Source organism: Phenylobacterium sp., from assembly GCF_030680185.1.
Classification (GTDB): domain Bacteria; phylum Pseudomonadota; class Alphaproteobacteria; order Caulobacterales; family Caulobacteraceae; genus Phenylobacterium.
In genome coordinates, this window is sequence record NZ_JAUXVZ010000004.1 from 15,791 (window position 1) to 33,736 (window position 17,946).

Sequence of the window (17,946 nt, forward strand, 5' to 3'; positions counted from 1 at the left end):
TCTTCCGGTTAGGAACCCTGGCGGGCGCGCGCCGCCTCGACGATGCGGCGGGCCGCATCGGCGGCCTGCTCTATACTCATTTCGGAGGTATCCAGCAAGACGGCGTCGGCCGCCGGCCGCATGGGGGCGGCCTCCCGCCCGGAATCCCGGGCGTCCCGGCGATGGATGTCGGCCAGCACCTCCTCCAGGCTGACGCTTTCGCCCTGACCGCTGAGCTGTCGCCAGCGGCGCTCGGCGCGCACCTCGGGCGCCGCGGTGACATAGAGCTTGGCGCCGGCGGCTGGGCAGATGACCGTGCCCATGTCGCGCCCATCCAGCACCGCCCCGCCGTCCTGGGCGGCGAAGGTCCGCTGCAGTTGCAGGAGCACTTCGCGCACCTGCGGATGGACCGCCACCCGGCTGGCGGCCTCCCCGGCCCCGCGGGTGCGGAAGGCCGGATCGGACAGGGCCTCGGCGGTCAGGCGCCGGGCCACAGCTGCGGCGGCGGAGGCGTCATCCAGATCGCCCCCGTCCCGCTCCAGCAGCACGCCGACGGCGCGGTAGAGCAGGCCCGAATCCAGCACCGGCAGGCCGAACTGGCGTCCCAGCCCAGCCGCGATGGTCCCCTTGCCCGAGGCCGCCGGTCCATCGACAGTGATGACCTGAGCGTGGCTCATGCGGGGTTGAGTTCTGCGGTCTCGATCTGACCGCCCAGGCCGCGCATCATCTCGACGAAGCCCGGGAAGCTGGTGGCGATCATGCCGGGCTCATCGACGCTGACCGGCGCCTCGGCGGCCAGCCCCAGGATCAGGTGGGACATGGCGATGCGGTGGTCGCCGTGGGTGGTCACCCGCGCCCCGCCGGCCACCGGATGATTGGCCCGCACGGTCCCGTTGACGATCAGGCCCTCCGGCTCTTCCTCCACGCCCACGCCGCAGGCGGCGAGACCCGCGGCGGTCAGGGCGATCCGGTCGCTTTCCTTGACCCGCATCTCGCCGATGCCGCGCATCACCGTCTGGCCCTCGGCGCAGGCGGCGGCGATGGCGAGGATAGGATATTCGTCGATCATGGCCGGCGCCCGCTCCGGGGGCACGACGACGCCGCGCAGGGCCGAGTGGCGGGCGGTGACGTCGCCCACCTGATCGCCGCCCTCTTCGCGGACATTTTCGATCACCAGGTCAGCGCCCATCTCCTGCAGGGTGACGAACAGGGCCGCGCGCAGGGGATTGAGCAGCACGCCCTCCACCGTCACCTCCGAGCCCGGGGTGATCAGGGCCGCCACCAGGGGGAAGGCCGCCGAGGACGGGTCGCCCGGCACCTTGACCGGGGCGCCGCTCAGGGTCTGGCCGCCGGGCACGACGATGCGCCGGGCGCCATCGGCCATCAGCTCGACCTCCACCTGGGCGCCGAAGGCCCGCAGCATCCGCTCGGTATGATCCCGGGTGGCTTCCGGCTCGATCACCTGGGCGCCGCCGGCCGCATGCAGGCCCGCCAGCAGTACGGCCGACTTCACCTGGGCCGAGGGCTCGGGCAGCCGGTAGGCGATGGTCTTCAGGTTTCCGCCCCGCAGGGTCAGCGGCAGCCGGCCGCCGGACCGGGCGATCCAGGTCGCCCCCATCTCGCCGAGCGGCTTGAGCACCCGGTTCATCGGCCGGCCCCGCAGGGAGGCGTCGCCGGTGAAGGTGGCGCAAAGATCGTATCCCGCCGCCGCCCCCATGATCAGCCGCACGCCCGTGCCGGCGTTGCCGCAGTCGATCACGTCGGCCGGCTCGACAAAGCCCCCCTGGCCGACCACCCGCCAGGCGCCGTCGCCCAGGCGCGTGACCTCGGCCCCGAAGGCGGTCATCGCCTGGGCGGTGCGTTTGACGTCCTCGCCCTCCAGCAGGCCCGAGATTTCGGTGGTCCCGGTCGCCATGGCGCCGAGGATCAGGGAACGATGGGAAATCGACTTGTCGCCCGGAGCGCGCACACGGCCCCGCAGCGGGCCGCCGCGCGTTGCGGTCAGTCCTGCCGCCGTCATGGAATAAGACGCCTCCTCGGGGCCTTGGGGTGTTCGGTGGGGCTTTGCTTTTGACAGCCGCTCTGGCGCGTGGCAAGGGAGCCGGCTTCCGACAAATCGCTCTGTAGGGGATCGCCCACGTGGCAAATCCAGAGTTGGGCGCCAAGCAGGTTTGCCCAAACTGCCAGGCCAAGTTTTACGATCTGAACAAGCGCCCGGCCTTGTGCCCAAAGTGTCAGACCGAATTCGACCCGGACGAGGCGGTCAAGAGCCGTCGTGTTCGCGGTCGTGCTCCGGCGCCTGAGCCGGAGGCCGAGGTCGAAGACAAGGTCAAGGCCCGCAGCGCCGACGACGACGAGGACGAGGACGAAGAGGCCGACGCCCCCGAAATCGACGAGGAACTCGACGACGCCGTCGTCGAGGACGATGAGGACGAGGACGCCGAGCCGGTCGAACGGGTCGCCAAGAAGAAGGGTCCTGACCCCGATCTGGCCGATCTGGATGACGACGACCTCGATGATGACGACGACGACGAAGCCGTGCCCTTCCTCGAAGAAGAGGAAGAGGATTTCGACGACTCCGACATCGATGGAATCCCCGAACCGGACGAAGATTGAGGTCGCGACGAAAAGCCCTGAAAATGGTGCTTGATCGCAGTCAGACCTTTGACTAGGTTCCGCGCCTCTTCGGACGGCCAGCCGGCCCGGAGAGCCCAGGACCTGGGGCTATAGCTCAGTTGGTAGAGCGCTTGAATGGCATTCAAGAGGTCAGCGGTTCGACTCCGCTTAGCTCCACCATGGAGGCCCGCAGTTAACGCTGCGGGCCTTCGCCTTTTCCGGTGACGACCCGCCGCTGATGCTGCGACGCAGCGGCCCGTGCGGTTGCAATTGTCATCCCCCCAAGGCATAGCCGCCCCCTCGACGGACCTGGCTTTGACCGGGTGGCTCGGCCGGGCGCCTATCCCCCGGACAACTGACGGCTCGTCTGAGGCGCAAAGTCCGCCCCGGGCCCGCGGAACGACTGATCCCGACATATGACCCTGCTCGCTAATCTGCGGCGCGATTGGCTATCCAATGTGCGCGGCGACGTCCTGGCCGGAATCGTGGTGGCCCTGGCCCTGATCCCGGAGGCCATCGGTTTTTCGGTGATCGCCGGCGTCGACCCCCGGGTCGGCCTCTACGCCTCCTTTTCCATCGCGGTGATCATTGCCTTCACCGGCGGACGACCCGGCATGATCTCGGCGGCCACGGCGGCCATCGCCCTGCTGGTGGGAGACCTGGTCCGCGACCACGGGGTGGAGTATCTGCTGGCCGCCACGGTGCTGATGGGCGTGCTGCAGATCGGCGCAGGCCTCGCCCGCCTGGGCGGGCTGATGCGCTATGTGTCGCGCTCGGTGATCACCGGCTTCGTCAATGCGCTGGCTATCCTGATCTTCATGGCCCAGCTGCCCGAGCTGATCGGCATGGGCTGGCAGACCTACGCCATGGTCGCCGCGGGCCTCGGCATCATCTACCTCTTCCCACGCCTGACCCGGGCCGTTCCCTCGCCGCTGGTGGCCATCGTGCTGCTGTCAGGTCTGGCCATCTATATGGGTCTCGACGTCCGCCGGGTCGGCGACCTGGGGGAGCTGCCCACGGGCATCCCCTTCTTCCATCTGCCGCAGGTCCCGCTGACCCTGGAAACCCTGCAGATCATCTTCCCCTATGCCGCCACCATGGCCGTGGTCGGCCTGCTGGAAAGCCTGCTGACCGCCACCATCATCGACGACCTGACCGACACCGGCTCGGACAAGAACCGCGAGTGCCGCGGCCAGGGCATCGCCAACTTCGCCACCGGCTTCCTGGGCGGCATGGGCGGCTGCGCCATGATCGGCCAGTCGGTGATCAATGTGAAATCCGGCGGCCGCGGGCGGCTCTCGGCCCTGGTGGCGGGGTCCTTTCTACTGTTCCTGATCGTCGTCCTTGGCCCCTGGGTCGCCCAGATTCCCATGGCCGCCCTGGTGGCGGTGATGATCATGGTCTCCATCGGCACCTTCAACTGGGGCTCGATCCGCAATCTGCGCAGCCATCCCTGGTCATCGTCGGTGGTGATGGTCGCCACGGTGGTCGTGGTGGTGGCCACCCATGACCTGGCCCGGGGCGTGCTGGTGGGCGTGCTGCTGAGCGGCATCTTCTTCGCCCGCAAGGTGGCCCGCATCCTGTCGGTGGAAAGCCTGCTGGCCGACGACGGCCGCACCCGGCGCTACAACATCCAGGGCCAGGTCTTCTTCGCCTCGGCGGAGACCTTCTCGGCCGCCTTCGACTTCAAGGAGGTGGTCGAACACGTCATCATCGACGTCTCCCAGGCGCACTTCTGGGACATCTCCGCCGTCGGCGCCCTGGACAGGGCGGTGCTGAAATTCCGCCGCGAAGGCACAAGCGTCGATATCGTCGGCCTCAACGCCGCGAGCGCGACCATGGTCGACCGCTTTGGCGTCCACGATAAGGACGGCGCCGAGGCCGGGCTCGGCGCGCATTAGGAGGACTGTCCATGAAGAAGATTCTCTGCGCCATCGACGCCTCGACCTATGGCCCCAGCCTCTGTGACCACGCCGCCTGGTTCGCCCTGCGCGCCGGCGCAGCCGTGGACGTCCTGCATGTGCTCGACCGGGCCGAGACCGGCTCAGGTCCCCACCTCGACCTGTCGGGCAGCGTCGGGCTTGGGGCCAGCGAGGCCCTGCTGGAGCAACTGACCAGGGCCGACGAGGCCCGCGGCCAGGCGGCCCAGGCCCATGGCCGCGCCATGCTGGAGGGCGCCCGCGCCCGCCTGAAGGCCGCCGGCGTGACGCAGGTGAACCTTGTCCACCGCCACGGCGAGGTGGCCGACACCCTGGTCGAGCTCGAAAAAGACGCCGATCTGGTGATCATGGGCAAGCGCGGCGAGAGCCAGAACTTCGCCGAGGGCCATCTGGGCGCCAAGGTCGAGCGGGTGGTGCGCGCCAGCATCCGCCCAGTCCTGGTGGCGCCGCGGGTCTTCATGCCGATCACCCGGGTGGTCGCAGCCTTCGACGGCGGCGCCAGCGCGACCAAAGCCCTCGATCACGTGCTGCAGAGCCCGGTCTTTGCCGGCATTGAGGTGGTGGTCGCCATTGTCGGCGATCCGGGCGCCCAGCGGGACGCCCGCGTCCAGGCCGCCGAAGGCCTGCTCGCCGGCCGGCCGGCGGCGGCGATCAAGGCGCTGGACGGCGATGTGGAGACCGCGCTGAAGGGCGAACTCCGCCAGGGCCAGGGGGACCTGCTGGTGATGGGCGCCTATGGTCACTCGCGAATTCGAGAGCTGATCGTCGGCAGCACGACCACCGCCATGATCCGCACCGGCAAGGTCCCGGTCCTGCTGTTCCGCTAGTCCAACCACGCAAACCCCGCCCAGATATTGAAACGGGGCCATAGGATCGCCAGATAATCATCAACCGGAGGACTCGCGCCAATCCTGGGCGAGGCTTTCGGGGAGTCGCTTGCTGCTTGAGGACTCGAAAGACAGAGATGAGCCGGACGATCCTATTCGACAGCCCCTACCTGCTCGGCTTCGAGCATACCCGGGCCCTGATTGAGCGCGCAGCCAAGGCCGCCGCCGAAGCCTATCCCCCCTACAATGTGGAAGATCGCGGCGAGGGGCGGCTGCGGATCACCCTGGCGGTGGCCGGGTTCAGCCCCGACCAGCTGCATGTCAGCGTCGAGGATCGCCAACTGGTGGTCGCCGGCCGCCGGGACGAGGCGCCCAAGGACGACGACGCCTATCTGCATCGGGGCATCGCCGGCCGCGGATTCCTCCGCAGCTTCGTCCTGGCCGACCGTGTCGTCGTGGAGGGGGCCAGTCTTGAGCATGGCCTGCTGCACATCGATCTGGCCCGGCCCGAGCCCGAAACCGCGATCAAGCGCATTCCCATCCGGACGACGGCCTGAGCCGAGCTCGGCCCCGTCCTCATCCTTCGTCGGCCCAGAAGGGCGACGAATCTCTGCGTCTGAGCCTCGGCTGAACCTGCGGGGTCCTAGGCGCGTTGCATATGTGTGGAGGTGGTCATCATGACGCCGATTTTAACGACTGAAGACTTCGCCGCCCTGGGCGCCCCGGACCTGGTCTATGTCCGGCCCGTCAAGGCTGCGGAAATCCTCGCCACCGCGACCGATAGCGACGCCATGCCGTTGCAACTCGATCCGGAGCGCACCTTCTATGCGGTCCACCGGGCCGACGGCGAGCGACTGGCTGTCCTGACCGACCGTAACGCCGCCATGGCCGCAGCCCTGGCCCACGAGCTGGCGCCGGTCTCGGTTCACTAGAGCCGGGCCGATCCCGCCCGGGGAGCCCTAGGCCGCCGAGGGCGCGGCCTCCTGCACCAGCAGGGCGTAGAGGGCGTCAGGCGTCCGCGCCTGACGCAGATGCTCGCGCAAATCCAGGCTTCGCATCATCCGCGACACCCGGGCCAGGGCGCGGAGATGCTCGGTGCCCGCGTCCGGCGGCGCAAACAGGGCGAAGATTAGGTCGGCCGGCTGGTCATCCACCGAATCGAACGCCACGGGATGATCCAGGCGGAGGAACACCCCGCGAATCCGGTCCAGCCCCTCGACCCGGGCATGGGGCACGGCGACGCCATAGCCGATGCCCGTCGAGCCGGCCTGCTCGCGCTCGGCCAGGGCGTCGAGCAGAGCGCCGGCGTCGAGGCCGAAATTCCGGCCCGCCAGTTCGGCCAGGTGGGCCAGAACCTGTCGCTTGTCGGTCGCGCCGACCCGCAGCGCGATTGCGCTGCGGTCAAGGATGTCGCCGATCTGCATGCTTGGTTCGGAAGGCCTGTTCTTACGGATCCGAACCTGAAGGGCGATCGACGGGGCCTGAAACGCCGGCGCCGCCTCAGGCTGCGCCGTTTGCTCCGGTCCCGTTCACGGACTTCGTGCGTTCGGGGTCAATCCAGCCGATATTCCCGTCGGGCCGGCGATATACCACGGACAATCCGCCGTGGGCGGCGTTCCTAAACACGATTGTTTGAGTTCCCGTCAAGTCCAGGTCCATCACCGCCATGGAAACGGTCATGGTGCGGATGGGCTTTTCGGTCTCGGCGATGACCATGCTGGCCGGAGCGGAATCAGAGCCGCCGCCGTCCTGGCCATCATCCCAGTCGGACTCGTCCTCGCCCTCAGGCGTGCGGAGCACGAAATAGGAGGCCGTCTCGGCCTGCTTGGCCAGGGCCTGCTGATGGTGATCCTTCAGGCGGCGCTTGTAGCGACGCACCCGGGTCTCGATCTTCTGCAGGGCGGAGTCGAACGCGGTGTGCGCGTCCGTGCCGGTGCCCTGGCTCTGGAGCTGTTGCCCCGTGGCCAGGGTCAGGGCGCAATCCACCTTGAAGGTGTAGCCCTCGCGACTGACGACAACATCGGCGCCGCCGCCTTCGCGGTCGATATATTTGCCAATGCTGCTGGTGAGTTCGTCGGTGACCCGCAACCGCAGGGCCTCTCCGACATCGACGTGTTTGCCGGTGACTTGGACTTGCATGTCCTATGAACGCGCCTGCCGCCCGATGGTGTCAAGTCCATCAGAATGCGGAGAGCGCGGCCGCCAGAAGCCTGTGGATAACCTCCGCCGCCAGGGCGAGAACCGTAAAGCTCACCGCCGCCATGACGTAGCCGGCCAGGGCCAGAATCCCGTCCCGTTGCACCAGGGCCAGGCCAAACAGGCTGATCGCCGTGGCCGGCAGCAGGTTGCCGAGCGGCAGGGGCAGCATGAGCACGAAGGCCAGGAGCGTGCAGACCGCGCCGATCACCCGGTCGCCCACAGGCCCAAAGAGAAAGGTCAGCCGCGCGGTGGACACCCGCTCGACCTGCGCCACCCTGGGGATCAGCCGCGCGAAGACCGCCCGCAGACGGCCCATATCGAGCACGCGGCGCTTCAGCCTGGCCGGCAGCCAGGGGGTCCTCACGCCAGCCGCCAGTTGCGGCGTGAACAGCGCCAGCGGCGCCCCGAGAAAGGTGGAAGATCCCGGCGGCAGGGGCAGCATGTTCGGCGCGGCGAAGAGGAACAGCAGCACGCCGAAGGACCGGCGGCCAAAGCGCTCCAGGGTCTCGCCCAAGGTCTCGGCCGCATGGGTCTCGTCGCAGAGATCGGTGAGGATCTCCGAGAGGCTCATCCGACGTTCGGGGGCGGGTTCGGCCAGGCTCATGACGCCCCCTATGAGGCGTCAGACGGCGGCGGGCAATGCGGCTGCGGCGCAGCGCCCGCTTTACAAGCCGCGCCTCAGGGCCTATCGGGCGATCCATGCGGCATCTGGCCACCATGACCATGATTATTAAAACCACTGCGCTCGCGGGCGCAGGGGTCTGGTCGTGGCTGGACGCAGCCGACTGACGATCCCTGCTTGACCCCGCCGGAAGGATGGGGTCGCGGAACGGAACGCCACCCCCCTCCGGCCAGACTCCGGAGGCTCCCATGCCGCAAACCCTGTCCCCCATCCTCGAACGCCCCGCGGTCGCCAAGGCCCGTGCGCCCCGCCCGCTGACCGTCGCCATCGTCGGCGCCACCGGCGCTGTCGGCGCCGAGCTGATCGCCTGCCTGGAGCGCCGCGCCTTTCCGGTGGGCGAGCTTCGCCTGCTGGCCTCGCCGCGCTCGGCGGGTCGCACCCTGACCTTCCAGGGCGCGCCGGTGACGGTCCAGGCCCTGGATGAGGCCAGCTTCGAGGGTGTGGATGTGGCCTTCTTCTCCGCCGGCGCCAGTCTGTCGCGGCGCTATGGCCCGGTGGCGGTGGCCGCGGGGGCCTGGGTGGTGGACAACTCTTCGGCCTTCCGGATGGACGCCGACACCCCCCTGGTGGTGCCCGAGGTCAACGCCTGGCGTCTGGGCGAGGCGCCGGGCCGGCTGGTGGCCAATCCCAACTGCGTGGCGGCTATCGCCGCCGTGGTGCTGGCGCCCCTGCACGCCCGCCGCCTGATCGTGCGGCTGGTGGGCTCCACCTATCAGGCCGCCTCCGGGGCCGGCGCCGCGGCCATGGCCGAACTGCGCGACTCCACCGCCGCGGCCCTGGCCGGCGAGGCCTATCGGCCCCAGGTCCTGGCCCATCCCTACGCCTTCAACCTGTTCAGCCACGACGCCGAGGTCGATCCCGAGACCGGCTATAATGGCGAGGAGCTCAAGGTGATGGCGGAGCTGCGCAAGCTGCTGGCCGCCCCGGACCTGCCGGCCAGCTTCACCTGCATCCGCGTGCCGGTGCTCCGCGCCCACGCCATGGCCCTGACCGTGCGCTTCGCCGAGCCGGTGAGCGTCGAAGAGGCCCGAGCCTGGCTGTCCGAAGCGGCCGGCGTGCGGGTGGTGGACGACCGCGAGGCCAACCACTTCCCCATGCCCGGCGAAGCCTCCGGCGCCGACGACGTGCTGGTGGGTCGGATCCGCACCGACCTGTCGGACCCCTCGGGCCGCAGCCTGTCTCTGTTCATCGCCGGCGACCAGCTGCTGAAAGGCGCGGCGCTGAACGCCGTGCAGATCGCCGAGGCCCTTGTGGCGGCGGGCGAAGTCTAGACGGCTTCCTTCATCGCCCGTCGGCGCTCCACCGAGGAGGGGATCCGCATGGCTTCCCGGTACTTGGCGACGGTGCGGCGGGCGATGTCGACGCCGCCGGTCTTCAGGATTTCGACGATCTGGTCGTCGGAATGCACGCCGGCGCCCTGGGCCTCGGCGTCGATCAACTGGCGGATCTTGTGGCGCACGCTCTCGGCCGAATGGGCCTCGCCGCCGGACGACGAGGCGATCGAGGAGGTGAAGAAGAACTTCAGCTCGAACAGGCCCCGCGGCGTGGCGATGTATTTGTTGGAGGTCACCCGGCTGACCGTGGATTCATGCATGCCGATAGCCTCGGCCACGGTCTTCAGGTTCAGCGGCCGCAGGTGCTCGACCCCATAGGCCAGGAAGCCGTCCTGCTGGCGGACGATCTCGCTGGAGACCTTGAGGATGGTCTTGGCCCGCTGGTCCAGGCTGCGGACCAGCCAGTTGGCGTTGGCCAGGCAGTCGGCGACGAAGGTCTTTTCCTGGTCCGACCGCGCGCCACCGGACACCCGGGCGTGATAGCGCTGGTCCACCAGCAGGCGGGGCAGGGTGTCGCTGTTCAGCTCCACCAGCCACAGGCCGCCGGGGCCTTCGCGGACGAAGACGTCGGGCGCCACCGGCTGGCTGGGCTCGCCGCCGAAGGCCGCGCCCGGCCGGGGCGTCAGGGCCCGCAGCTCGGCCAGCATGTCGCGCAGGTCCTCGTCATCCACCGCGCAGGCGCGCTTCAGCCCGGCCATGTCCCGGCGGGCCAGCAGGTCGAGATTGTCCAGCAGGGCCGACATGGCCGGGTCGCAGCGATCGCGCTCGATCAGCTGCAGCCTCAGGCATTCGGCCACATCGCGGGCGAACACGCCCGTAGGCTCCAGGCCCTGGAGTTGGCCAAGCACCGTCTCGACGAGCGCGGGCGCGCAGCCCAGGCGTTCGGCCGTCTCGGAAAGGTCCAGGCGCAGATAGCCGCCCTCGTCCACGCCATCGATCAGGACGGCGGCGACCGCGGCCTGGGCGGCGGTGAAGCCCAGCAGGGCGGCCTGGTCGTGCAGGTGTTCGGCCAGGGTCTTTTCGTGGGCGGCCAGACCATCGAGGCCGTCTCCATCGCCCTCGAAACTTCCGCCCTTGCCGGCCTTGGACCAGTCGATGGCGCCGCCGGCCTCGCCGGCCTCGGACCCGTCGCCGGTGGCGCGTTCGCCCGGGGAGACCTCGTCATGGGCGGCGTCCAGATCGCTCTGCGCCGAGCCCGCGGCCACCTCGTCCAGGGCCGCCTCGGCGCGGGCCTCGCCGGCGGCGTCGGGGGCCTCGGGGGCCGGCTCTGGCTCGCCCTCGTCCCGGGCCAGCAGGGGATTGCGCTCGAGCTCGCCCTCGACATAGGCCTCCAGCTCAAGGTTCGACAGCTGCAGCAGCTTGATGGCCTGCTGCAGCTGAGGGGTGATGACCAGCCCCTGCCCCTGACGGACTTCGAGTCGCGCGCTGAGCGCCAAGTTCCAGCCCTCCTGGCCTGCTTCTTGCTGGAGAGGCTAGGCCGCCATCCCCCACCGATTGGTTAACCGCACAAAGAAGAGCTGCGGCGAAGCGTCCTGCCTTGGGCGCGGGCGCCCCTTCGTGCTAGGCGCGGGGCCAACGAAAACACGTCAAAGAGGGAATACGCCCATGTCGGACAATGCAGGCCTGCGCCCCGAAACCCTGGTCATCCATGCTGGCGCGACGCCCGATCCCGTGACCAAGGCCCGGGTCACCCCGATCTATCAGACCACCTCCTACGTCTTCGACGACGCCGATCACGCCGCGGCCCTGTTCAACCTGGAGGCGGCCGGCAACATCTATTCGCGCCTGGGCAATCCCACCGCCGGCGTGCTGGAGGCGCGGCTGGCGACTCTGGAGGGCGGGGTCGCCGCCCTCGCCGTGGCCAGCGGCCATGCGGCCCAGCTACTGGTCTTCCACACCCTGATGGAGCCCGGCTGCAACATCGTGGCCTCGCGCAAGCTCTATGGCGGCTCGATCACCCAGCTCAGCCAGAGCTTCAAGCGCATGGGCTGGGGGGTGACCTTCGTCGAAGAGCTGGAGCCCGAGGCCTTCGCCCGCGCCATCGACGACAAGACCCGGGCGGTGTTCATCGAATCGATCGCCAATCCCGGCGGGGTGGTGATGGACATCGCCGGCATCGCCGACGTCGCCCATGCCGCCGGCGTGCCCCTGGTGGTCGATAATACGCTCGCCACCCCCTATCTCTGCCGGCCGCTGGACCACGGCGCCGACATCGTCGTCCATTCCCTGACCAAGTTCCTGGGCGGCCACGGCAACTCCATCGGCGGGGCCATCGTCGACGGCGGCAAGTTCGACTGGACCGGCGGACGCTGGCCGAATCTGAGCGCGCCCAACCCCAGCTATCACGGCAAGATCTTCACCGAGGCCTTCGGCCCGGCCGCCTTCGTGGTCGCCTGCCGGGCGCTGGGCCTGCGGGACCTGGGCCCCGCCATTTCGCCGTTCAACGCCTTCATGATTCTGACCGGCATCGAGACCCTGGCCCTGCGGATGGAGCGTCACTGCGCCAACGCCCAGAAGGTCGCCGAGTGGCTGCAGGCCCATCCCAAGGTCGCCTGGGTCTCCTATGCGGGACTGGCCGGCGATCCCAGCCACGCGCGGGCCAGGCGCTACGCCCCGAAGGGCGCCGGCGCGGTGTTCACCTTTGGCCTGAAGGGCGGCTACGCCGGGGGCGTCAAGCTGGTTGGCGCGGTGGAGCTCTTCTCCCACCTGGCCAACATCGGCGACACCCGCAGCCTGATCATCCACCCGGCCTCGACCACCCATCGCCAGCTGGAGGAAGCCGACCAGCTGGCGGCCGGCGCCGGCCCCGACGTGGTGCGGCTCTCGGTCGGCCTGGAACATGTGGACGACATCATCGCCGACCTGGACCAGGCCCTGGCCGGGCTCTGAGTAAGGTGGGGGCGGTCGGCCTTGCGACCGCCCTCGTCCTTCGAAGCCCTGCTGGCGCAGGGCGCCTCAGGATGAGGTCGGAATAGGACGCCCGCACCGCCGCCCTCATCCTGAGGTGCGAGCGAAAGCGAGCCTCGAAGGACGCAAGGCCTCTCAGGCTCGTCACCCTCGGGCTCGTCCCGAGGGTCCCTGTCGAGGGCGGGCGCAGGCGGGGAGAGGGATCCTGGGCACAGGGCCCAGGATGACGGTGTTGGGGTCTAGGGCGCAGGACGCGTCAGGATGAGGTCGGAATGAAACGCCGGCACCCGCCGCCCTCATCCTGAGGTGTGAGCGAAAGCGAGCCTCGAAGGACGCACGGCCCAGCCGCGGTCAGCCGCCGAAGCGGTCGCCCAGATAGACCCGGCGGACCTCGGGATTGTCGATGATCTCGGACGGCGAGCCTTCGAACAGCAGCTCGCCGGCATGGATGATCGCGGCCCGGTCGATGATGTCCAGGGTCTCGCGGACATTGTGGTCGGTGATCAGGATGCCGATGCCACGGGTCTTCAGATAGGTGATGACCTCGCGGATATCGGCGATGGCCAGGGGATCGATCCCGGCGAAGGGCTCGTCGAGCAGCATGAAGGACGGCTCGCTGGCCAGCGCCCGGGCGATCTCCACCCGGCGCCGCTCGCCGCCCGACAGGGAGATGGCCGGCGCGTCGCGCAGATGCTCGATATGCAGCTCTTCCAGCAGCTGATTGACCGTGGCGCGGGCCTTGGCGCCGTCCCGCTGGCGCAGCTCGACCACGGCCATGACGTTCTGGGCCACGGTCATGCCGCGGAAGATCGAGGTCTCCTGCGGCAGGTAGCCCAGTCCCATCCGGGCGCGCTGATACATGGGCTGGGCGGTGATGTTCTCGCCGTCCAGATAGATGGCGCCATAGTCGGCGGCGATCAGGCCGGTGATCATGTAGAAGCAGGTGGTCTTGCCCGCCCCGTTGGGGCCCAGCAGGCCGGCCACCTCGCCGCGCGCCAGGCGCAGGGAGACGCCCTTCACCACCGGGCGGCCGCGATAGGACTTGCCGATATTGTCGACCACCAGGCCTTCGCCCAGCGCCGCGCCAGGCAGGTCGGCCTGCATCGTCTTATCCAGCACGGCGGCTCCTTTTTAGCGCTTGGCGGCAGGCTGGCCCTGCGACGCATTGGGATAGAAGACGCCGCGCACCCGACCGGAGGATCCGGCGCCCCGGGCGCTGGTCTCCATCCGGGCCTGGCCGGTAGCCACCTGGATCACCAGGCGCTCGCCGCGCAGCACGTTCTGGCCCTGGGCGGCGACCACGTCGCCGGTCATGGTGATGGTGTCGCTGGCCGCGTCATAGACCGCCGCATTGGACCGCACCCGCTGCTGGGGCGTGACATAGAAGACCGACCCTTGCGCCTCCATGCCCTGGAGATCGCCGCAGCTGGTGTCCGACGCCCTGGCGCCCGGGCGGCCCGGCGCATAACGGATGCGCAGGACATCGGCCCGCAGGCGCGAGCCGTCCTGCAGGGCTTCGGCCGAGCCCCGCCAGATGGCTAGGCAATCGGCGTTGACCACTTCGAGCTCGTCGGCGGTGATATCGACGGGTGCGTTGGAGCCGCTGGCCAGTTGCGCCTGGGCCGGCGCTGCGGCCAGACCGAGGATCAGGCCCGCGGCCAGGATCGCCGGAACGCGTGTCCGGGCGCCGGTCGCATGCGGAGAATTCATCTTCAGACGCCTCATTTTCGCATCATCGCGGCGAGTTCGGAGTGATCCGACCGGTCACGCCGCCTTTGAAGACCATGCGCTCGCCCTTGTCGTACACGCCATAGGACCTAGCACGGATTTCGCCAAGCGGGCCGGCGCCGGTGATCAGTCCCTCACCCTCCAGCACCCCGGTGGCGGTGTTGAACACCGCGCTCGGCGTATCGAAGGCCGCCGCCTGATCGTTCAGGGTGACATCACCCTGAAGCCGCAGAATCCCATCGCCCTCATGAAAGACGCCTGAACGGGCCGAGAGCCGCATGGGGCTGAGGCCCTCGCCATCCACCACCATGGCCGGACGATCCAGCACCACCCGCTGATAGTCGTTCTCGTCGCGCACGGCGCTGGCCGCCGTGATCACGAAGGAGCGCCCCTGGATGTCGCGGCCCAGAAAGCGGGGATTAACCAGCCGGATCGGGGCCTCGGACTCCACCGGCTGCGCCGTCTGGCCGGCCAGGCTGCGATAGACCACGAGGCCGACCAGGCTGAGCACGATGGCCGCGATCAACAGGGGAAGCGCCACCCGCAGTTGGCGGATCAGCCGAGAGCGCCGCCGCCACCTGGCCATGGTCAGGGCCGAAGCCGGCCCGCGGGCCTCATATGCCAGGGCGCTCACCTTGGCCTCAACTATGGGCGAAGATGTCGGAGTCCTCCCAGCCGGCCACATCCAGGATGGCGCGATGGGGGAGGAATTCGAAACAGGCCCGCGCCAGGGCGTCGCGGCCCTCCCGGGCCAGCATGGCGTCCAGCCGGGCGCGCACGGCGTGCAGGTGCAGGACGTCGGAGGCGGCGTAGGCGACCTGGTCGTCCGACAGGCTGGCCTGCCCCCAGTCGGAGCTCTGCTGGGCCTTGGAGAGATCGACGCCGACCATCTCGCGGGTCACGTCCTTCAGCCCATGCCGGTCCGTATAGGTCCGGGCCAGCTTGGAGGCGATCTTGGTGCAGTAGACGGGCGCGGTCATCACCCCCAGATGGAGATGGAACATGGCGATGTCGAACCGCCCGAAGTGAAAAATCTTGGTGATCGCGGGATTGGTCAGCAGGGCCTTGAGATTCGGCGCGTCATAGGTGGCCCGATCCAGCTGCACGAGATGGGCGTCGCCGTCCCCGGCCGAGATCTGCACCACGCAGAGCGGGTCGCGCCCCAGGCGCAGGCCCATGGTTTCGGAATCCACAGCCACGGCGTCCACGCCCTGGAATAGACCGTCGGGCAGGTCGCCCTTGTGAAGGAAGTTGGCCAAGACCGCTTGCTCCGCATATGGCGCGGGCTTCGCCGCGGCTTTTCGGACGTCCTGCGGGGGAAAGAAGGGCGACCACCCCCGGATGGACCTTGAGAGAGGGGTGGTGCCCAGGAGAGGACTCGAACCTCCACGGCCGTTAAGCCACTGGCACCTGAAGCCAGCGCGTCTACCAATTCCGCCACCTGGGCCCGGTCCGTCGGATCGGGAGGCGGGACTACTAAGGAAAAGCCAGACGGGCGTCAACGGACCTTTTCGCACATCTTGCAAGTCGCATTGCAGCAGGGGTCCGCATCGTCTATCCGGGCGCTCAGGAACATTGGAAAACAACGGGCCGGGCCATGCAGGATCTCGTCACCGTCTTCGGCGGTTCGGGCTTTGTCGGAAGTCAGGTGGTGCGGGCTCTGGCCCGGGCCGGATATCGGGTGCGGGTCGCGGTGCGCCAGCCGGCGCGGGCCTATGACCTGCTGCTGCTGGGCGATGTGGGCCAGATCCAGGTGGTCCAGGCCAATATCCGCAACACCGCCTCGGTCGCCCGCGCCCTGGAAGGCGCCCAGGTCTGCGTCAACCTGGTGGGCGTGCTTTACGAGAGCGGCCGCCAGAAGTTCATGAGCCTGCACACCATGGGCGCGCGCAACGTGGCCCAGGCCGCCCGCGACGCCGGCGTGCGCCGCATGGTGCAGATCTCGGCCATCGGCGCCGATCCGAACGGCGCCTCGAAATATGCCCGCACCAAGGCCGAGGGCGAGGCCGCCGTGCGCGAAATCCTGCCCGACACCGTGATCCTGCGGCCGTCCATCGTCTTTGGTCCTGAGGACGACTTCTTCAACCGCTTCGCCGCCATGGCGGTCCTGTCGCCGGCCCTGCCCCTGATCGGCGGCGGCAAGACCCGTTTCCAGCCGGTCTTCGTGGGCGATGTGGCCCGGGCGGTCGCCGCCGCGGTGGCCGCGCCCGAGGCGGCCGGCAAGACCTATGAGCTGGGCGGCCCGGCGATCCTGACCTTCCGCCAGATCCTGGAGATGGTGCTGAGCCAGACCCAGCGCCGCCGCTTCCTCGTCCCCCTGCCCTTCCCGGTCGCCCGGATGATCGGCAAGGTCGGCGGTCTGCTGGCCATGACGCCCATCGCCCCGCCCCTGACCGTCGATCAAGTCGAGCAGCTGCGGGTCGATAATATCGCCGATCCCGCCCTGCCGGGGCTCGAGGCCCTGGGGGTTCGCCCCACGGCGGTGGAATCGGTGCTCGGCACCTATCTCTATCGCTACCGCAAGGGCGGTCAGTTCGCCGAGCCCCCGGAATCCCCGGCGATCGGCGTCACCCCGGCATAGCGCGCCCGCGGCCGGATCAGGCCGCCGGTCTGAACCTGCTCGATGGCGTGGGCGATCCAGCCGGCGCAGCGGGCCACTGCGAACAGGGCGAAGGGCGCATCCTTCGGCAGGTTCAGAGTCTCCGACAGGGCCACCAGGGCGAAGTCCACATTCGGCGCCTGGCCGGTGGCGCCCTCCACCGCCCTGCGCAGGGCCGCCAGGTCCGACGGCGGTTCGAACCGCGCCAGCAAGGCCAGCGCCCTGGGGTCGCCCTCAGGATAGAGCGCATGGCCAAAGCCCGGCAGGCTGCGATCCTCGGCCAGCCGCGCGGCGATGGCGCCGGATGGTCCCATCTTGGCCGCCTCGCCCAGCAACCCCCGCATGGCCGCAGCCGCCCCGCCGTGCCTGGGTCCCGACAGGGCCGAAAGTCCCGCAAGCGCCGAGGCGGCCAGGGAGGCGCCCGTGGACGCCGCCACCCGGGCGGCGAAGGTCGAGGCGTTGAGCTCGTGGTCGGCCAGCAGCACCAGGGCGCGGCGGATCAGGTCGGCGCCCCCGTCCCCCCGGGCGCGGCCCCAGGCCAGGGCCAGGCGCTCGTGGATCGCCCCGCTGCCGGGCGTCCCGGCCACAGCATCCGCCAGTACGTCCAGCAGGGTCGCGGCCTCCACCGCCAGGGCCAGGGGATGGCGGCCCAGGGCCGGCGGGTCCAGGCCCGCCCGCGTCGCCAGGACGGTGAAGGCCCGGGCGCGCATGTCGTCCCCGGCCGGCGGCGTCCCCCGCGCGCTTCGCTTCAGCGCCGCCCCGTCGCCGCCTCGCAACAGACGCGCGGTGGATTCGAGCGTCTGGGATTCCGCCAGGACGACGGCCTCTCGCCCCCGGTAATAGAGCCGCCCCTCGACCACCGTGGTGATGGCGGAGTCCAGCACCGGCTCGCCCCAGGCGATGGCGCCGGCCGCCACGGCCGCAGCCTTGCGCCCCCGGGACTTCCGCTCCGCCAGCCCCGCCACATCGGCCGCGCGGTAAAGGCTGCGGCGGGGGTCGGCGGGGTCGGGGCGGGCGCCGACGCGCCCGCGGCTCGCATAGGCGTAGAGGGTCTGGCTGCGCACCTTCAGCCGGGCGCAGGCCTCCTCGGCGCCGATCCAATCGGTCATGAGCCTTACATTGATTATATTGATCA

At 69.5% G+C, this 17,946-nt stretch carries 19 protein-coding genes, 2 tRNA genes and 1 other annotated feature; of the genes, 9 read left to right on the top strand and 12 right to left on the bottom strand.

Annotated elements, in window-relative coordinates; translation table 11 throughout:
• Positions 1 to 8: 8 nt before the first annotated feature.
• Both cmk and aroA read right to left on the bottom strand, forming a co-directional pair.
• On the bottom strand, positions 9 to 656 hold the full coding sequence (gene cmk, locus Q8L83_RS00130; RefSeq protein WP_305284076.1) for a (d)CMP kinase: 648 nt from the start codon (positions 654 to 656) through the stop codon (positions 9 to 11).
• A complete protein-coding gene (aroA, locus tag Q8L83_RS00135) occupies positions 653 to 1,999 on the bottom strand; it encodes a 3-phosphoshikimate 1-carboxyvinyltransferase (protein ID WP_305284077.1) in 1,347 nt (448 codons plus the stop codon). The genes cmk and aroA overlap by 4 nt, the downstream gene beginning before the upstream one ends.
• 119 nt (positions 2,000 to 2,118) lie before the next feature.
• On the opposite strand from aroA, the gene Q8L83_RS00140 reads away from it, so the two are divergent.
• The 6 genes from Q8L83_RS00140 (at position 2,119) to Q8L83_RS00165 (ending at position 6,294) form a co-directional block, all read left to right on the top strand.
• Entirely contained in the window at positions 2,119 to 2,595 is a 477-nt protein-coding gene (locus Q8L83_RS00140) for a TIGR02300 family protein (RefSeq protein ID WP_305284078.1), read from the top strand.
• Between the two features lie 104 nt (positions 2,596 to 2,699).
• A tRNA-Ala gene (locus Q8L83_RS00145) sits at positions 2,700 to 2,775 on the top strand.
• A 122-nt stretch (positions 2,776 to 2,897) separates the two neighbouring features.
• Positions 2,898 to 2,952: a sequence feature (sul1 is cis-regulatory element that is thought to sense ions involved in sulfur or methionine metabolism; They are found in Alphaproteobacteria), on the top strand.
• Positions 2,953 to 3,017: 65 nt separating this feature from the next.
• On the top strand, positions 3,018 to 4,496 hold the full coding sequence (locus tag Q8L83_RS00150; protein ID WP_305284158.1) for a SulP family inorganic anion transporter: 1,479 nt from the start codon (positions 3,018 to 3,020) through the stop codon (positions 4,494 to 4,496).
• A gap of 11 nt (positions 4,497 to 4,507) precedes the next feature.
• Positions 4,508 to 5,362, top strand: coding sequence for a universal stress protein (locus Q8L83_RS00155; RefSeq protein WP_305284079.1), 855 nt, complete (start codon positions 4,508 to 4,510; stop codon positions 5,360 to 5,362).
• 137 nt (positions 5,363 to 5,499) lie between these two features.
• Entirely contained in the window at positions 5,500 to 5,919 is a 420-nt protein-coding gene (locus Q8L83_RS00160; RefSeq protein ID WP_305284080.1) for an Hsp20 family protein, read from the top strand.
• Between the two features lie 120 nt (positions 5,920 to 6,039).
• Positions 6,040 to 6,294: a DUF1150 family protein gene (locus Q8L83_RS00165; protein ID WP_305284081.1), complete on the top strand. Its 255-nt coding sequence runs from the start codon at positions 6,040 to 6,042 to the stop codon at positions 6,292 to 6,294.
• 27 nt (positions 6,295 to 6,321) lie between these two features.
• Here Q8L83_RS00165 and Q8L83_RS00170 read toward each other — a convergent pair whose 3' ends face one another.
• The 3 genes from Q8L83_RS00170 to Q8L83_RS00180 all read right to left on the bottom strand — a co-directional run bounded on the left by Q8L83_RS00170 (position 6,322) and on the right by Q8L83_RS00180 (position 8,165).
• Positions 6,322 to 6,786 carry a PTS sugar transporter subunit IIA gene (locus Q8L83_RS00170; RefSeq protein ID WP_305284082.1) on the bottom strand — a complete coding sequence of 155 codons (465 nt, stop codon included), beginning with the start codon at positions 6,784 to 6,786 and terminating at the stop codon, positions 6,322 to 6,324.
• A 76-nt stretch (positions 6,787 to 6,862) separates the two neighbouring features.
• A complete protein-coding gene (gene hpf, locus Q8L83_RS00175) occupies positions 6,863 to 7,501 on the bottom strand; it encodes a ribosome hibernation-promoting factor, HPF/YfiA family (RefSeq protein WP_305284083.1) in 639 nt (212 codons plus the stop codon).
• A 40-nt stretch (positions 7,502 to 7,541) separates the two neighbouring features.
• Positions 7,542 to 8,165, bottom strand: a complete 624-nt coding sequence (locus Q8L83_RS00180) for an exopolysaccharide biosynthesis protein (protein WP_305284085.1) — start codon at positions 8,163 to 8,165, stop codon at positions 7,542 to 7,544.
• Positions 8,166 to 8,431: 266 nt separating this feature from the next.
• Here Q8L83_RS00180 and Q8L83_RS00185 point away from each other — a divergent pair, with 266 nt between their 5' ends.
• Positions 8,432 to 9,514, top strand: coding sequence for an aspartate-semialdehyde dehydrogenase (locus Q8L83_RS00185; RefSeq protein ID WP_305284086.1), 1,083 nt, complete (start codon positions 8,432 to 8,434; stop codon positions 9,512 to 9,514).
• On the opposite strand, the gene rpoN is transcribed toward Q8L83_RS00185, so the two are convergent.
• A complete protein-coding gene (gene rpoN, locus Q8L83_RS00190) occupies positions 9,511 to 11,013 on the bottom strand; it encodes an RNA polymerase factor sigma-54 (protein WP_305284088.1) in 1,503 nt (500 codons plus the stop codon). The genes Q8L83_RS00185 and rpoN overlap by 4 nt on opposite strands.
• A 169-nt stretch (positions 11,014 to 11,182) precedes the next feature.
• Between rpoN and Q8L83_RS00195 the strand changes: the two genes are divergently transcribed.
• Positions 11,183 to 12,466, top strand: a complete 1,284-nt coding sequence (locus Q8L83_RS00195; RefSeq protein ID WP_305284089.1) for an O-acetylhomoserine aminocarboxypropyltransferase — start codon at positions 11,183 to 11,185, stop codon at positions 12,464 to 12,466.
• 369 nt (positions 12,467 to 12,835) lie between these two features.
• Here Q8L83_RS00195 and lptB read toward each other — a convergent pair whose 3' ends face one another.
• From lptB to Q8L83_RS00220, 5 genes are all read right to left on the bottom strand, one after another.
• Positions 12,836 to 13,588 (bottom strand): LPS export ABC transporter ATP-binding protein, encoded by a 753-nt coding sequence (gene lptB / locus Q8L83_RS00200; protein WP_305284159.1) that lies wholly within the window; start codon positions 13,586 to 13,588, stop codon positions 12,836 to 12,838.
• A gap of 27 nt (positions 13,589 to 13,615) precedes the next feature.
• Positions 13,616 to 14,194 carry an LptA/OstA family protein gene (locus Q8L83_RS00205; protein ID WP_305284090.1) on the bottom strand — a complete coding sequence of 193 codons (579 nt, stop codon included), beginning with the start codon at positions 14,192 to 14,194 and terminating at the stop codon, positions 13,616 to 13,618.
• 22 nt (positions 14,195 to 14,216) lie between these two features.
• Positions 14,217 to 14,846, bottom strand: a complete 630-nt coding sequence (gene lptC, locus Q8L83_RS00210) for an LPS export ABC transporter periplasmic protein LptC (RefSeq protein ID WP_305284091.1) — start codon at positions 14,844 to 14,846, stop codon at positions 14,217 to 14,219.
• A 7-nt stretch (positions 14,847 to 14,853) separates the two neighbouring features.
• Positions 14,854 to 15,471: a ribonuclease D gene (locus Q8L83_RS00215; RefSeq protein WP_305284092.1), complete on the bottom strand. Its 618-nt coding sequence runs from the start codon at positions 15,469 to 15,471 to the stop codon at positions 14,854 to 14,856.
• 101 nt (positions 15,472 to 15,572) lie between these two features.
• Positions 15,573 to 15,659, bottom strand: a tRNA-Leu gene (locus tag Q8L83_RS00220).
• A gap of 150 nt (positions 15,660 to 15,809) precedes the next feature.
• Between Q8L83_RS00220 and Q8L83_RS00225 the strand changes: the two genes are divergently transcribed.
• On the top strand, positions 15,810 to 16,793 hold the full coding sequence (locus tag Q8L83_RS00225) for a complex I NDUFA9 subunit family protein (RefSeq protein WP_305284094.1): 984 nt from the start codon (positions 15,810 to 15,812) through the stop codon (positions 16,791 to 16,793).
• On the opposite strand, the gene Q8L83_RS00230 is transcribed toward Q8L83_RS00225, so the two are convergent.
• Complete coding sequence (locus Q8L83_RS00230; RefSeq protein WP_305284095.1) at positions 16,742 to 17,920, bottom strand: citrate synthase; 1,179 nt, start codon at positions 17,918 to 17,920, stop codon at positions 16,742 to 16,744. The genes Q8L83_RS00225 and Q8L83_RS00230 overlap by 52 nt on opposite strands.
• Between the last annotated feature and the right edge of the window lie 26 nt (positions 17,921 to 17,946).